Source organism: Aurantibacter crassamenti (genome assembly GCF_016811105.1).
Lineage (GTDB): Bacteria > Bacteroidota > Bacteroidia > Flavobacteriales > Flavobacteriaceae > Aurantibacter_A > Aurantibacter_A crassamenti.
In genome coordinates this window covers 496,130-511,890 of record NZ_JAFBGM010000001.1, presented here as the reverse complement: position 1 = coordinate 511,890, position 15,761 = coordinate 496,130, and the positions used below count along the sequence as shown (strand labels likewise).

The following is a 15,761-nucleotide window of genomic DNA, read 5'->3' as shown; positions in this document are numbered from 1 at the left end:
AAGATATTTTGTTTGGTTGATTAAATTTATATAATGAGAAATACAAAACCTTATTATGCTGTAATTTTCACTTCTACTTTAACTGATACTATTGAAGGTTATGCAGAGATGGCTGTATTAATGGAAGACTTGGCAAAAAAGCAACCCGGTTTTATTGATTTTGAAAGTTCAAGAGACCAATTGGGCATTTCTATTAGTTATTGGGAAAGTCTTGAGGCGATAGCTAATTGGAAGGCAAATACTGAACATTTAATGGCTCAAGAAAAAGGAATTGTATCGTTTTATTCGTGGTATAAGGTTCGCATCTGTTTAGTAGAACGCGAGTATGAATTTAAAAAGTAAACTTTTTATTCAAATCAGTAAGGTATCCTCTTCTTAACAAAAAGGGTCCCCTAGACCGAAATTTTTCTTGCAATTTTGATCAGCTTACACATTTATACTTTTGCCGAAAATAACTCTTTTGATTTAGCACTATTTACAGTTATATTTGAGTCTATACCTCTAAAAGAACTCAACTATGGCCGAAAAGTATATTGTTTCACTAGATCAGGGCACAACAAGCAGTCGCGCTTTATTAATTAATTCAGAAGGGAATATAGTTGCGATGGAACAACAAGAATTTCCGCAGATTTTTCCGAAACCAGGTTGGGTAGAACACAACCCTAAAGAATTATTGGGTTCACAAATGGCAGTGTTAAAGCAATTGCTTCACAATCAGAATGTTGAAGCTGCTTCGATTAAAGGAATAGGAATTACAAATCAAAGAGAAACTACTTTAGTTTGGAATAAAAATACAGCTGAACCCGTATACAATGCAATTGTTTGGCAAGATAAGCGCACGGCTTCAATTTGCGAAGATTTGAAAGAACGTGGTCTAGCTGATTATGTAGGTAAAACAACAGGTTTAGTTATTGATTCATACTTCTCAGCTACCAAAGTAAAATGGATTTTAGATAATGTTGCTGGTGCGAAAGAACAAGCTGAAAAAGGTGATTTGATTATGGGTACCGTTGATACATGGCTCATATGGAATATGACGAAACGTGAAAATCATGTTACTGATTATACCAATGCATCACGAACAATGCTTTATGATATTTCTGAGCTAGAATGGGATCAAAAACTTTTAAAAGAATTAGAAATTCCTGAAAGTATGTTGCCTACTGTGAGTCCATCTTCACATCATTTTGGTGATTATGAATACGAAGGGGTAAAAATTCCAATTGCAGGGGTTGCTGGTGATCAACAAGCTGCCTTATTTGGGCAAGCTTGCTTTGAAAAAGGTACGGCAAAAAACACCTACGGTACAGGTTGTTTTATGCTCATGAATACAGGTGAAAAACCTCAATTTTCTGAAAACGGATTATTGACAACTATCGCTTATGGTTTAGATGGAAAAGTTTTTTATGCCCTTGAAGGAAGTGTCTTTATTGCAGGGGCGGCTATTCAATGGCTCCGTGATGGCTTAAAATTAATAAAGAATGCAAAAGAAACAGAAGCTTTAGCTGATTCTATTCCTGGTGAAAGTTCAGTATATGTTGTGCCAGCATTTGCAGGGCTCGGAGCACCTTATTGGGATATGTATGCACGAGGTGCCATTTTCGGATTAACTCGTGATACCGGAAAAGCCCATATAGCGAAAGCTACTTTAGAATCTTTAGCCTATCAAACAAAAGATATTTTAAATGCAATGCAAGAAGATTCTGGTGTTGAATTGAAAAGTTTAAGAGTAGATGGTGGTGCTTGTGCTAATAATCATCTAATGCAGTTTCAATCTAATATTTTAGGGTGTGAGGTGCACCGACCTAAAGTCATCGAATCTACAGCAATGGGAGCAGCTTTTTTAGCGGGAATTCAAGTTGGATTATGGAAACAAAGTGATATACACCAAAAAAGAGCATTAGATAAGATTTTTGAGCCTACTTTTGAAGAAGCAAAACGTGATCGTTTGTACGCAAAATGGCAGAAGGCAATAAAACGTACAAAAGGCTGGGAATTAGAATAAATACTAATATGAAGAATATATCCTTTTCAAATCTTAAGAGAGCTACAACTATTAAAAAACTGGTTAAAGAAGAATTTGATCTTGTTGTTATTGGTGGTGGTATTACAGGTGGCGGGGTTGCTTTAGACGCTGCTTCAAGAGGTTTAAAAGTAGCTTTAGTTGAAAAAGGTGATTTTGCATCAGGTACAAGTAGCAAATCAACAAAATTGATTCATGGCGGACTCCGTTATTTAAAACAATTTGATTTTTGGTTGGTAAAAGAAGTAGGTTCTGAACGTGCAATTGTTCATAAACTGGCACCGCATTTAGTGATACCTGAAAAAATGTTGCTTCCGCTTATTGAAAATGGATCTTACGGTAAGTGGTTGGCTTCCATCGGCTTGAAAGTTTATGATATTCTTGCACAGGTTTCAGGGGATGATAAGCGAAAGATGTTAGAGAAAAAGGAAGCTATGAAGTTAGAACCTTTGCTTCCGAAGAAAATATTAAAAGGTGCTGGGTACTACGCAGAATATAGAACAGATGATGCTAGGTTAACCATTGAAAATATTAAAACCAGTCTTCAGTTTGGTGCGGTTCCTTTAAATTATGCTGAGGTTACTGATTTTATTTATACTGATAAAAGAGTAGCGGGTGTAAAGATAAAAGACGGAATTACTGGTGAAAATTTTGAAATCAAATCAAAATATGTAATTAGCGCTGCTGGCCCATGGGTTGATGAACTTCGAAGTAAAAACAATTCAAAAAAAGGAAAACAATTACACTTAACAAAAGGGGTGCATTTGGTTTTTCCGTTTGAAAAATTGCCCGTTAAACAATCGGTTTATTTTGATATTCCTGATGGGCGAATGATGTTTGCTATTCCGCGCGGTAAAATTACTTATGTGGGTACAACGGATACCAATTTTAATAAAGATAAAGACAATGTTGATATTGATTTAGCCGATGCTATTTATTTACTGTCTGCCGTAAATCATATGTTTCCTAAGATAAATTTAGAGATGGAAGATATAATTTCTTCATGGGCAGGACTTCGACCTTTGATTCATGAAGAAGGAAAATCGGCCTCTGAACTTTCACGAAAGGACGAAATATTTACTTCTGATACTGGTTTAATAAGTATTGCCGGTGGTAAATTGACGGGTTATCGAAAAATGGCTGAACGAGTAGTCAATCGCATTGCCAAAGAAATAGAAGAAGAAGGTGCTTCTAAATTGGAGGAATGTAAGACAGATAAGATACCTCTTTGTGGTAATGTAGGTTTTAAAAAGTCTAAGCATGTAAAGAAATATATTGATGAAATATATAACCGTATAAAACCAGATGGATTCAGTAAGCATGACGCTTGGTTCTTAGTTACAAACTACGGAAAGCAGACTGAGACTATTTTAGAAACCTATGCCACTTTAAAAAATAAAGATATTTATGAGCGAATGGCGAAAGCTGAATTGCGTTTTGGCATCGACTATGAGATGGTGCATACCCCAATGGACTTTTTCATTCGCAGAACGGGCCGTCTTTACTTTGATATAGATAGTGTTCGCAATCTTTTAGAGCCAATTCTAGCAGAGTTTAAAACTATCTATAAGTTAGAGGATGCGAAAATTTCTGAATGGCGTGTTGTGCTTTTAGCTCAAGTAGAAAGACATTCGAGTTTTAATTTAGATAGGGTTTGATTAATTTAAACTCCATTCTATAGGTTTTCTAATAGAACTACATTCTATGTTTGGTTTTTGTGACGGAATATTTAGAAAATCTCGGGCTATTTCTAAAAAACAGGGATTAAACATTTCATGACTTTCATCAAAAAATATAACCTCATAGCCATTTTTTAAATGTTTTAATGCCCTTTTAGCATTGCTTGGTGGCGTAACGGGGTCTAAACCACCACTTATCAATAGCGTTGGAATTTCAGAAACTACGGGTTGGTTTTCAAGTGAAGATGCTCTAAACGGATGTAAGTTTGATAGCGAGGTAAACCCTTCAAAAGATGTGATATCGAACTCTAACTTAGATTCTTCCATGTATTTTACAACTTTAAGGCTATCAATAAAGGGCAATTCTTCATAAGCCATAACCGAATTGTTCATAGGCCAGTTAATAAGCTTATATATGAATTCAACACGTTGTAAAGCGTTGATAAAAAGTTCGGGCTCTTCATTTTCTAATGCATCAATAATTTTGGGCATATATGCTACAGAGTAGCGACTATAAAGAGCCTGGTGTATTAAGAGTAAAGCATCTCGACGGTTTAATACAAATTCCTTTGAATTATAATCAAAATGCAAAGGCTCCGACTGTAATTTTTTTAAAGTATTTAATAAACGTTTTTTTAGATTGGGGTACTTATTATTGCAATTCTCATTTTGTTCGCAACGACGTAGAACTTCAAAAAGTGATTTTTCGAAACTACCAACAAGTTCGCCAAATAATTGAGATTCTGGAGGAAAAACACCTATAAAAATCGCACTTCTAACACTGTTTGGAAAATCACGCATGATGGTTAAACCTAGCCTTGTGCCATAAGAAGCTCCATATAGATTCCATTTTTTATACCCTAATGCTACGCGGAGATCCTCAAAATCAGCAGCATTCTCTCTACTGTTATACCCAGCTAAGTCTACTTTATTGTTATGCATGGTACTCATGCAAATGCCCATAATACTGTCTAGCGCCCGTTCTTCTTCTTTTTGATCAAGATCTTGCATCATAATTTCGAACATTTCTTCTCCAAATTCGGCGCAATTTGCTTCCGAAGCACCTGTGCCACGTTGATCCATTAAAACAATATCTCTTTCATTTCTAAAAGGATGGTTTTTCCACATTTCTTCCGTAAACAAGGTTTCGCCTCCAGGGCCTCCCATTAAAAAAACAATGGGCGCCTTACCAGTGGTGGTGTCTTTTGCTTTTAGAACTTTGTAGACTAAGTTGAGAGTTCTAGAATTGGGTTTATCTCTGTTTTCAGGAACTTCTAGAATTCCATCTATAGTTTCATACGTTGGTTCAGCACAACTAAAATTTAAGAGCGTGACAAAAATTAAAATTATACATAAACGCATATTGAATTGTATTGGTTGATTCTAAGATAATTAACTTTCATCAATCTAACTTCTCAGTCAACTCCTTAAATACTTTTTTAGCGTTACCATTTTTATAAAGTACCTGATAAACCGCATCTATAATAGGGGTTCTGGCTTGCTTTTTAAATTTTGATTTAATCTCAAATGCACTTTTTGTAGCATAATAACCTTCGGCTACCATCTTCATTTCCATTTGTGCACTTTTAACGGTGTAGCCTTTACCAATCATATTGCCAAACATGCGGTTTCTACTAAAAGTGGAATAGCCTGTTACTAAAAGGTCACCCAAATAAGCTGACTCATTAATGTTTCGGTCAATTTTATAAATGCGTTTGGTATAGCGTTTCATCTCGCGTATGGCGTTACTCATTAAAACACTTTGAAAGTTGTCTCCGTAACCTAGGCCATGAGCAATACCAGCAGCAATAGCATAAATGTTCTTCAGCATGGCCGCATATTCAGTACCAATTATGTCTTTGGTAACCTTTGTTTTGATATAATCTGACTGCAGGTTTTTGGCTACTAATTGCGCTTTTTCTTCATCTGCACAGGCTATGGTTAAGTAAGACAAACGCTCCATTGCAACTTCCTCTGCATGGCATGGTCCAGTAATTACCCCAATGTTCTCAAATGGAATATCATATTTTACATTGAAGTGTTCGCCAACAATTAATCCTGTTTCCGGCACTATACCTTTTATGGCTGAAAAAATGATTTTATCTTTTAGTGAGGTATTTAAATTTTTCATTTCTCCGGCTAAAAATGCTGAAGGAATCGCGAAAATTAGAATATCAGCAGCTTCAACCGTAGCATTTATATCATTGGTCAACACTAGCTTGTCAGTGTCAAAAGCAACTGTAGTAAGGTAATTTGGGTTGTGCTTATGTTCGTTTATATATTCTATTGCATCTGAGTTGCGCATATACCAACCTACTTTTTGTTGGTTTTCGCATAGCATTTTTATTATGGCGGTTGCCCAACTTCCACCACCTAATACAGCAAATCTCTTTTCGTTATCCATCGGTCAAATTTGTTCAATTCAAAAGTAATCAAAATAGGTGGTTTCATTTTTTATCGACCAACTACTTAACATTTAAAAAAAAACGATGAACTACCTAAAATTTTAACAGTGCTTGCAGTTCATCGAGCAATGAATTCTAGAACACATGCGTTATTATTTCAGACAAAAGATAAAAAGTATATCTGTCTAAAAGAACATAAGAAATACCTGTGTTAAGCACAGTTTAAACAACGATTTTTTGGTTGGTTATTTAGTTAGAAATCGCCTTGAGTATAGTACTCAAGGCGTTTTTTTATTCTTTTTTCAGAACTAATGTTTGTACTTGATTATTACCATCTGTAGATTGCCATTTTTGAATTTTATTCTTGTTTTCAATAAAAATCCACGTTTTAGAAAATTCAGAATTTTCGTCTTCTATAGTTAGGTAATTTTTAGTTGAAGACCAATTAAATGGAGTTTGATCAATCGACGAAAAACCCAAAAGGGCGTAATCTAATTTTTTTGTTCCTGTACCATTTTTATTAAAAGAAATGGTGCCAATATTCTGTACCGACATTCCTTGACTGCCAGGTGTTATTCTTTCATAATTCTTAACATTCCATGTGCCAATTAAGCGGTGCGAACAGGAAGTTCCAATAAATAATAGTGTAAAACAAAGTGTAAAAGCTGTTTTTATATTCATGTTTTTAATTTTGTACGATAATAGAGAAAACATGATTTAATTCGTAACCTGTATGATAGGAATACTAACTCATATAGGAATTCTTCTTTATTTGATTTCGTTTTTTAAATTCCGTTGGGTTTTCGCCAGAGATTCTTTTAAAAATTCTATTAAAATAGGATAAACTTTCAAAACCACATTCGTAGCAAGTTTCGGTTATATTTTTATCTAAAAGTAAAAGATGCTTTGCCTGACTTATCCTATACTGGTTTAAAAAATTAATAAACGTATTTCCAGTAGATTTTTTAAAGTATCTGCAAAAAGCAGGTTTACTTAAATTACATAAGCTGGCAACATCATTGATAACTATTTTTTTTTGAAAATTGACATCGACAAATCCATAAATTTTTCTAAATCGCTTTTGTTCTTTTTCACTATAGGGATTAGTATAGGGTGTTTTGTGTAATAATTCAAATTCGGTACTTGTTGAAAGTTCTTTTAGAATTCTTATAACTTCCATAAAGAATTCAAAGTCGTCTAGATAATGCAGCTTCTTCATGAACTTCCCTACTTTAATTTTAGTAGCGCCAGAAAAAGCTATACCAAATTTTGACAATTCCATAAGTCGATTTAATGATTGTAATTCTGGATATTTGGCTATTACCGTTTTTTTGAAATCTTGTTTAATGTGTAGAACCTCTTTTCTATACTTGGAAGTGACATTGTGATCAAAATTTAAATGCGGAATATTTGATCCAATTAATACTAAATCGCTTTCCTGAAATTGTGACATATGATTTCCAACATGCCGCTTTGCGTTCGCACCTTCTATGTAAACTAGTTCATATTCTGGATGAAAATGCCAAAAATAAAGGTGATTTAGTTTTGGGTCGTGTAAAAGTCTAAATGGACTTTTGGTGCTATCATTAAAACTTTCGAGCTGAATTTTCATTTGTAAAAGCAACTAAATTAACATTTTAAGGTGTTATCTGGGCTCTTATTTATCAATATTGTTCAAATATCGGTTAATATCAAGGTAGACGTTGGAAATAGACTAAGGTAGCTTTATGGAATCAATTTTAATTTATTCGGTTATGCAAAAATCAGATTCTAAGTTAGAGATGGCGAATAAAGCGCATCAAGAAATTCCTGGTAACCCTTCAACGGCTACAAGCAGTAAGATTAAATTGAACGACCGTTTTAATGGTAAACCATTACGAGTTCTTAGTGAAGATGATTGGAAGTTTTGGATACATAATGGTTATGTGGTTGTTAAGAATGCAATATCTAAAGAACAAGCACAACAAACAGCTGAATTTATATGGGAATTTGATGAAAAAAATCCAAATGATTCAAGTACATGGTATGCTCCTCCTCGCGCAGAAATGAAAATGAAAGAATTGACCGGAACGGGTATGGTTGAGGTTTATAATAATCAGCATTTGTGGAATAATAGGCAAGCACAAAAAGTGTATGATGCGTTTGTAGATGTTTGGGGAACCGAAAAGTTGTGGGTGACTATTGACAGGGCAAATCTAAATTTTCCGTTACCACCAGAAGTTGATAAAAAAGGATTTATTCATTGGGATTATGACCCTGAAACAAAGCCCCAAAACGTACAAGGCGTTTTAGCCCTTGCAGATCAGAATGATGAGAATATGGGTGGTTTTCAATGTATTCCATGGTTATATAGAAATTATGATACCTGGAAATTGACGCAGCCCGACGATCGTAATCATTTTCAACCAGACATTTCCAAATTGGAAGATAAAATAGTGAAAGTTAAAATGAATGCTGGTGATTTGTTAATTTTTAATAGTACTGAACCACATGGAATACGACCAAATAAATCGAAATATAAGGTACGCATTGCGCAGTATATTTCTATGATGCCGGCGGAAGAAGAGAATGAGGAGCTGCGTAAATGGCGTATTAATTCTTGGAGAAACCGTATTGCTCCTGAAGGTTATGCTTTTCCTGGTGACCCAAGAAATTGGGAACAAACTAAATATGATGTTGCTAAACTTTCAACTCTTGGAGAAAAGTTACTAGGACTAACTGATTGGTAAATTATCAAATCTTCAATAATGCAAGCATAGACAGGCCATCAAGATAATAAAGTGTATTTTTGCCGGCCTAAAATCATTCCGATATGAAGAAGTATCTAAATCTATTCGATTTTAAACAGAAGGTAGATTATAAAACCGAAATTCTTTCAGGTCTTACAGTTGCATTAGCTCTTGTGCCAGAGGCAATTGCGTTTGCATTAATTCCAGGATTTTCCCCATTGACAGGCTTGTATGCGGCTTTTATACTTTGTTTGGTCACTGCTATTTTTGGAGGTAGACCTGGTATGATATCTGGTGCAACTGGTGCAGTTGCGGTTATTTTTGTAGGATTAATACTTGAATTAAAAAGAAATTTTCCGGGTATAGAACCTGAAACAATTTTACATTATGTTTTTGCAACAGTAATAATTGCCGGAATTCTTCAAATATTAGCAGGTGTTTTACGCTTAGGAAAGTTTATCCGATTAGTACCGCATCCTGTAATGTTTGGTTTTGTTAATGGGTTGGCCATTATCATTTTCATGGCGCAGTTTCCTAACTTTTATCAGCAAGGAACTGATAGCCTATTAAGCGGTACTTCTATGATGGTTATGCTCGGCTTAACGCTATTGACAATGCTAATTATTTGGGGATTACCTAAATTGACTAAAACTGTTCCTTCTTCGTTAGTGGCAATTGTAGTAGTTTCTGCAATTGTTATTGGCTTCGGTGTTGACACCCTAACGGTTGCCGATACTATGGGCGAGGGAGAAACTATTAAAGGTGGTTTTCCGCCACTATCAATTCCTCAAATTCCTTTTACCCTAGAAACCTTTAAAATAATATTTCCGTATGCGGCAATTGTAGCTGGTGTTGGTTTAATTGAAAGTTTACTAACATTAAATATTATTGACGAAATTACCGATACACGAGGTAGTGGAAATAAAGAATGTGTTGCACAAGGGTCTGCAAATATTTTATCAGGATTTCTTTCTGGTATGGGTGGTTGTGCAATGATCGGACAAAGTTTAATTAATACATCCTCTGGTGCTAGAGCGCGACTTTCAGGTATTACAGCAGCAGTTATGTTACTTGTATTTATTATGTTTGGATCAAGCCTTATTGAACGTTTGCCAATGGCAGCTTTGGTTGGTTTAATGTTTATGGTTGCAATTGGAACCTTTGAATGGGCGAGTTTTAAAACTTTTGGTAAAATGCCTAAGTCTGATGTAATAGTAATGGTTCTGGTTACGTTGATTACGGCAATTACGCATAACCTTGCGGTTGCTGTGTTGCTTGGGGTTATTATATCGGCTTTAGCTTATTCTTGGGAAAATGCAAAGCGTATTCGAGCTCGAAAGCATATTGATGAAAATGGTGTAAAACATTATGAAATCTACGGACCTCTTTTCTTCGGATCAACAACACTATTTTCAGAAAAATTTGAAATTCAAGAGGATCCTGAAGAAATAATTATCGATTTTAAAGAAAGTAGAATTGCTGATATGTCTGGTATTGAGGCTTTAAATAAAATCACTGAACGCTATGACAAGGCAGGTAAAAAAGTACATTTACGTCATTTAAGTAAAGATTGTATTCGACTTTTAAAAGATGCGGATGATATTATAGATGTCAATGTTTTAGAAGACCCGACTTATAAAGTTGCTGTAGATAAGGTTGAGAATAAAGTTGAATCAGGTTCATCAAAGAAAAATCCATTTAACCTTTGGGGCTTGTAATTAGGTAAAAAGTAAAACCTTAATTTACGAAGTTAGTATTATACAATATATCAAAAAAAATGCGCTTTTTCCGAAAGGAAAAAGCGCATTTTTAATTGCTAAGAAATGTTTATTTATCTCTTAGGTATTCTGCTACTCCACGAGCATCTTCTTCACTAAGATTCTGATTTAACATAACAGCATTATTGTACTCTTTTAAAAGTGCTTTAGCTATTGGATCTTCTTTTAGCATTACGTCTGGGTTTAAAATCATGTTCATAACCCATTCCGGACTTCTTCTTTCGTAAACACCAGATAATGCAGGGCCAATCATTCTTTTGTCTAATGCATGGCACGCAATACAGATAGTGTTAAACGTTTTCTCACCTTTAGCTGCTAATTCTTCATTTATAGCATCATCAAATTTTACTGATTTAATCGGGCCAACACCTTTATTATCTAAATCAACAGGTACGCCTTCTTGCGCTTCTGCTGCTTTTGATTCAGTTTTTTTGCGGTTCATTTCAAAACCTTCTTTCTTTTCTTCCTTTTTTTCTTTACCACCACAACCGATCATTAATCCGCCAAGTGCTAATACAAACAGTAATTTTTTCATTTATGCTGAGTTTGTTATTCTGAAACGAGTTCAGTATTTGATGTTAATTTATGCCACTAATATAATGAATCACTAAATTTAAATAGCCTTTTCAAGAAAATTTATAGCTCTTTTTTCAGTGTAGGTTATATTATTTTTTCCGTAGAATCCCACGTGACCACCATATTCAGGGGTTTCTAAATGTAAATACGGATTTGCCATTGCTTCCTTATATGGGTAACAACTCGGACCTAAAAATGAGTCATTGACAGCATTAATAATTAAAGCAGGAATTTTAATATTCGGCAGAAATTGTAAACAATTGCTTTTCTCATAATAATCTAATGCGTTATGAAAACCATGCGCATTACTCGTATATATGTCATCAAAATCTTTTAAAGTCTTAATACGCTTAATATGATGTGCTCCTATTTGTTCTGGATAGTGGTCTACTTTAAGTTTTAATTTGTCAGTCAAGTGCTTTTTAAATCGATTTGAATACAGTCGATTTTTTAGTTTTAACAATTCTTTTGAAGAACTGTATAAATCGCAGGGTACCGAAATTCCAACTACTCCTTTTATTTCTTTCGGTAAATTTCTTTCTTCTCCAACATATTTCATGGCCATATTACCTCCTAAACTTATGCCCTTGATATAGATTTTTGAATAGGTTTTATTGTTGATGATATGTTGTACCACTGCATCTAAATCTTCTGTTGCGCCAGAATGGTATGCTCTAAAAAGCCGATTTGTTTCGCCACTACACCCCCTGAAGTTTACGGCACATGCATCATACCCCGCTTCATTAAATGCTTTTGCACTACCTGTAATATAGGGGCGTTGACCATGACCTTCTAAGCCATGCAGTAAAATTATAACTTTGTTAGAAGTAGTACTTGAAAAGCTCCAATCTAAGTCTAAAAAGTCTGAATCTGGCAATTCAATTCTTTCACGTTTTTGCTTAAAATCATCTATTTTTCGAAATAAACCGTGATATATAGTTGAAATATGACCATTTTTAAACAAAAATGGCGGTTTGTAGTTGGATTCTAATATTGGCATTTAATTGAAATTTCCAATAATATTTAAGACAATAATTGGTGTTATTTAGGGTAGTTCTCTAATACTTTTATTTGTTCTTCTATTGCAGCTTTAAATTCTGTTTTTAATGAAGCTACCAATTCAGCAACTGGTAATGTTTTGTCTATTGTTGTTGATCCTTGCCCTGCTGACCAAATGGTTTTCCATGCTTTTGCCTCAGTATCCAATTCTTTACCAAAATCTATTTTGGTGTCTTTTTTAAGGTCTTCTTCTGAAAGTCCGGCTGCTTTAAGACTTTCGCCCAAGAAATTCGCGCTAACACCTGAAACTGCCGCAGTATAAACTACATCACCTGCTTCAGAATTAATTACCATATCTCTGTACTCTTCTGGTGCCATGCTTTCGTCAGTATTAATAAAACGGGTACCCATGTATGCTATATCAGCACCCATTTGCAAAGCAGAAGCAATGTCTCGCCCTGTACTTATACATCCTGAAAGAATAATAGTTTTATGAAAGAACTTTTTAATTTCAGCCACTAATGACATTGGGTTAATAGTTCCGCCATGACCACCTGCTCCGGCTGCAACTAATATTAGACCGTCAACCCCAGCTTCTTGTGCTTTTTCAGCATGTCTTTTCTTAATAATGTCATGAAAAACTAATCCTCCGTAACTATGTATCGCATCAACCACCATAGAAACTGCTCCTAAAGAAGTAATTACTAGCGGCACTTTATGTTTAATACATAATTTTATATCAGCTTCTAATCTAGGGTTAGTAGGGTGTACAATAAGATTAACGCCAAACGGAGCGGCTTTTTTGCCAGTTTCTGCTTCAAATTTGTCAAGCTCAGTTTTTATTTCAATGAGCCATTCTTCAAAACCTTCACTGGTTCGTTGATTTAATGCCGGAAACGTACCTACAATTCCGTTTTTGCAACATTCTACTACCAATTTTGGCCCTGATATTAAAAACATAGGTGCAGCAATTGCTGGTAATGAAAGATCTTTTATAAACGCGGCTTTATGGCTCATAATTCTATTTTTATAAAACTATAAATAGTTATTAATTAATTCAGTTAAATTCTGCTGTTTTTCAAAACTATGGTATTTTTGTCATTCCTATGCATGCATAATAAATAAAAGTATAAAATATGTACATAAAAGATTTTGAAGTTCGGTGGAGTGATGTTGATGCCAATAGGCATTTAGCCAATAGTGCTTATATAAACTTTATGAGTCATACGCGTATGGCTTTTTTGTGGGAGTTGGGTTTAAACCAGAAAAATTTAGCTATTCATAAGATTGGGCCGGTGGTTTTTTATGAGCATATGTATTATTTCAAGGAAGTGTTTCCGGGGAAACCAGTAAAGGTATCTTTAGAAGTTGTTGGCATGAGTGAGGATGGAAAATTCTTTGAGTTTCATCATAATTTTTATGATCCTAAAGGACGAAATGTTGCACATTGCGAAATGATGGGCGCATGGATAAGTCTTGAAACTCGTAACCTTGTTGGTTTGCCTGAAGATTTTCTTAGCTTATTTAATAAAATTGAACGGCCGGAAGGCTTTCGTGTTTTAACTAAAGAACATACACGAGAGTTTGCTAGGGTTCCTAAAGATTTAGTTGTTTAAACCTAAAAGTATTTTATTTATCAGAATTAACTTTTTGTTTTTGAGCACTAAGTGGTTTTCTACTTGCTAAATAAACACCCAATAATACCATTGAAGCAGCCATTATTTTTAGGGTAGTTAAAGAGTCTCTTCCGGTTAGTGTTGCAAATAGAATTCCTATAAGTGGTTGTACATAAACAAAGGCGCTGAGGGTAGAAGCCCTTAATTGGGTTAAAGCGAAAATATTAAAGAGATAGGTGCAAAAAGTAGTTCCTAGAACTACATAAACAATACTCCAAATTGCTTCTGAAGGCAAATTTACGAAGTCTATTTCTGTAAATTCTTGGTACCCAAATGGTAGGCAGATGACAATACCCAAAGTGAACAGCCATTTCATAAATGTAAAAGGATGATATTTGGCTAGCAACGGTTTTACTGCAATTAAATAAGAACCATAAAACACAGAATTCATTAGAATAAAGAAATTACCTAATGGAATGTTAGGTGCATCATGCCTACTTTCTGTGCTGAAAAACACCAAACCTAAGGCGCCAATTAATCCTATTGTGATACCTAAAATCTTCCGTCTTGATATTTTTTCCTTTATAAATATTGCGGAAAGAATCAATACAATAATTGGGGTGATAGTAATTAAAACAGCACTATTAATGGGGGTTGATAATGATAAGCCTTTAAAAAACACAAGCATATTTAGACCCATGCCCAAAACTGCGCAAAGTATCATGCGCCAATAATCTTTTCGGTCTATTTGCTCTTTAGGTCCAAAAATTGAGATAAGCCAAAAAAGTAGGGCCGCCCCACCAACCCGAAAAATAATAAAACCAAAGGGTTGCACGTGATTGGGCATTACCCCCTTTGCGATAGTATGGTTGAGGCCGTAAATGATAGTTGCTGCTATTGCAGCTAATATTGCTAATGTTCTTTTACTCACGAATGAATTGTTGCAGCGGCTGCTGCAACCACTTTTTTACTATTGCCAACAAAAATCTGATTGTTGAATAAAATTACTGGTCGGCTTAAGAAAGTGTAATGTTCTAAAATTAAATTTTTATAATCTGTTTCAGTTAGTGTTTGCTCATGTAGTCCCCTTTTGCGAAAAAGCATCGCTCTTCTACTGAACAAAGCTTCATAACTACCTGCAAGATTTTTCATTTCATCAAGTTGCTCTTCTGTAATGAGTTCGGTCTTAATATCTTGTAGAATGAAACCATCTAAAGGTTGTAATTCTTTAATAATTCGTTGGCACGTTGAACAAGATGCTAGGTGGTAAATTTTTTTCATCAGTACTATTTTTGCTTATTTTATTTTTTCGCCCAGTCGCTCAACTTTATTCAACCATTTTTCTCTGAATTCAGCTTTTGATAAGCGTAAAGGACCTATTGAAGTGACTCGAACTGGTTTTATGCCCACAAAATTAAAAGTCAATTTCTTAATTGCATAATAACTTGGCCTTCCATTTATCAATCTATAGTACCATGCTGGTTGATCCATTGTGCAAATTATTCTGGCTGATTTCCCGGTGAGGTATTTATCCCACCAAACGGAACCTTCTCTTTTTTTAAATGCAAAATCTGGTAAAAATAAACGGTCAAAAAAACCTTTGGTTACTGCTGGAAGACCGCCCCACCATACCGGAAAAATAAAAACCATATGGTCTGCCCATTGTATTTTTTTCCACGCTTCAACTAAATCGGGCTCCAATTCAGTTCGTTTTCTATAGCCATATTGTAAATTAGGATTGAATTCTAAATCTCTAATATTTACTACTTGCACACTAGCTTGTGATTTTTCAAGTCCCTTTATATAGGCTTGTGCGAGGCTAAAATTAAAACTCTCACTATCAGGGTGGCCGTTGATTAATAACACTTTTTTGTTTGCAGACATGAGATAAGATTTCCTATTACAAAGAAACCGCTTTTAAAGTAATTGCTCTAAATTTGAAGTCTAATCATTTAA

16 protein-coding genes are annotated in these 15,761 nt (G+C 34.7%); 6 read left to right on the top strand and 10 right to left on the bottom strand.

Annotated features, from left to right (window positions below; translation table 11 throughout):
* The first annotated feature begins 33 nt into the window (after positions 1-33).
* The 3 genes from JQC67_RS02170 (at position 34) to JQC67_RS02160 (ending at position 3,681) form a co-directional block, all read left to right on the top strand.
* On the top strand, positions 34-342 hold the full coding sequence (locus tag JQC67_RS02170) for an antibiotic biosynthesis monooxygenase family protein (RefSeq protein WP_203251222.1): 309 nt from the start codon (positions 34-36) through the stop codon (positions 340-342).
* A 175-nt stretch (positions 343-517) separates the two neighbouring features.
* Positions 518-2,005 (top strand): glycerol kinase GlpK, encoded by a 1,488-nt coding sequence (glpK, locus tag JQC67_RS02165; RefSeq protein ID WP_203251221.1) that lies wholly within the window; start codon positions 518-520, stop codon positions 2,003-2,005.
* Between the two features lie 8 nt (positions 2,006-2,013).
* Complete coding sequence (locus tag JQC67_RS02160; RefSeq protein ID WP_203251220.1) at positions 2,014-3,681, top strand: glycerol-3-phosphate dehydrogenase/oxidase; 1,668 nt, start codon at positions 2,014-2,016, stop codon at positions 3,679-3,681.
* Here the strand turns inward: JQC67_RS02160 and JQC67_RS02155 are convergent, their stop codons facing one another.
* The 4 genes from JQC67_RS02155 to JQC67_RS02140 form a co-directional block, all read right to left on the bottom strand.
* Positions 3,682-5,064 carry an alpha/beta fold hydrolase gene (locus tag JQC67_RS02155; protein WP_203251219.1) on the bottom strand — a complete coding sequence of 461 codons (1,383 nt, stop codon included), beginning with the start codon at positions 5,062-5,064 and terminating at the stop codon, positions 3,682-3,684. It abuts the gene before it with no gap.
* A 40-nt stretch (positions 5,065-5,104) separates the two neighbouring features.
* On the bottom strand, positions 5,105-6,106 hold the full coding sequence (locus JQC67_RS02150) for an NAD(P)H-dependent glycerol-3-phosphate dehydrogenase (protein ID WP_203251218.1): 1,002 nt from the start codon (positions 6,104-6,106) through the stop codon (positions 5,105-5,107).
* A 292-nt stretch (positions 6,107-6,398) separates the two neighbouring features.
* Entirely contained in the window at positions 6,399-6,788 is a 390-nt protein-coding gene (locus tag JQC67_RS02145) for a hypothetical protein (RefSeq protein ID WP_203251217.1), read from the bottom strand.
* A 64-nt stretch (positions 6,789-6,852) separates the two neighbouring features.
* Positions 6,853-7,719, bottom strand: coding sequence for an AraC family transcriptional regulator (locus JQC67_RS02140; protein WP_203251216.1), 867 nt, complete (start codon positions 7,717-7,719; stop codon positions 6,853-6,855).
* Between the two features lie 142 nt (positions 7,720-7,861).
* On the opposite strand from JQC67_RS02140, the gene JQC67_RS02135 reads away from it, so the two are divergent.
* Both JQC67_RS02135 and JQC67_RS02130 read left to right on the top strand, forming a co-directional pair.
* The gene (locus tag JQC67_RS02135) at positions 7,862-8,836 is read left to right on the top strand and encodes a phytanoyl-CoA dioxygenase family protein (RefSeq protein ID WP_203253164.1); all 975 of its coding nucleotides are present in this window, start codon (positions 7,862-7,864) and stop codon (positions 8,834-8,836) included.
* 83 nt (positions 8,837-8,919) lie between these two features.
* Entirely contained in the window at positions 8,920-10,554 is a 1,635-nt protein-coding gene (locus JQC67_RS02130; RefSeq protein ID WP_203251215.1) for a SulP family inorganic anion transporter, read from the top strand.
* A gap of 109 nt (positions 10,555-10,663) precedes the next feature.
* On the opposite strand, the gene JQC67_RS02125 is transcribed toward JQC67_RS02130, so the two are convergent.
* The 3 genes from JQC67_RS02125 to JQC67_RS02115 form a co-directional block, all read right to left on the bottom strand.
* Entirely contained in the window at positions 10,664-11,149 is a 486-nt protein-coding gene (locus JQC67_RS02125) for a c-type cytochrome (protein ID WP_203251214.1), read from the bottom strand.
* Positions 11,150-11,227: 78 nt separating this feature from the next.
* Positions 11,228-12,190 carry a YheT family hydrolase gene (locus JQC67_RS02120; RefSeq protein WP_203251213.1) on the bottom strand — a complete coding sequence of 321 codons (963 nt, stop codon included), beginning with the start codon at positions 12,188-12,190 and terminating at the stop codon, positions 11,228-11,230.
* Positions 12,191-12,231: 41 nt separating this feature from the next.
* A complete protein-coding gene (locus JQC67_RS02115; protein ID WP_203251212.1) occupies positions 12,232-13,206 on the bottom strand; it encodes an NAD(P)H-dependent flavin oxidoreductase in 975 nt (324 codons plus the stop codon).
* Positions 13,207-13,325: 119 nt separating this feature from the next.
* Between JQC67_RS02115 and JQC67_RS02110 the strand changes: the two genes are divergently transcribed.
* Entirely contained in the window at positions 13,326-13,805 is a 480-nt protein-coding gene (locus tag JQC67_RS02110) for an acyl-CoA thioesterase (protein WP_203251211.1), read from the top strand.
* A 13-nt stretch (positions 13,806-13,818) separates the two neighbouring features.
* On the opposite strand, the gene JQC67_RS02105 is transcribed toward JQC67_RS02110, so the two are convergent.
* From JQC67_RS02105 to JQC67_RS02095, 3 genes are read right to left on the bottom strand one after another with little or no spacing between them, the layout of a single operon-like run.
* Complete coding sequence (locus tag JQC67_RS02105; RefSeq protein ID WP_203251210.1) at positions 13,819-14,736, bottom strand: DMT family transporter; 918 nt, start codon at positions 14,734-14,736, stop codon at positions 13,819-13,821.
* A complete protein-coding gene (locus JQC67_RS02100; RefSeq protein ID WP_203251209.1) occupies positions 14,733-15,086 on the bottom strand; it encodes an arsenate reductase family protein in 354 nt (117 codons plus the stop codon). Before JQC67_RS02100 ends, JQC67_RS02105 begins: the two co-directional genes overlap by 4 nt.
* 15 nt (positions 15,087-15,101) lie before the next feature.
* Complete coding sequence (locus tag JQC67_RS02095) at positions 15,102-15,689, bottom strand: NAD(P)H-dependent oxidoreductase (protein ID WP_203251208.1); 588 nt, start codon at positions 15,687-15,689, stop codon at positions 15,102-15,104.
* Positions 15,690-15,761 lie beyond the last annotated feature (72 nt).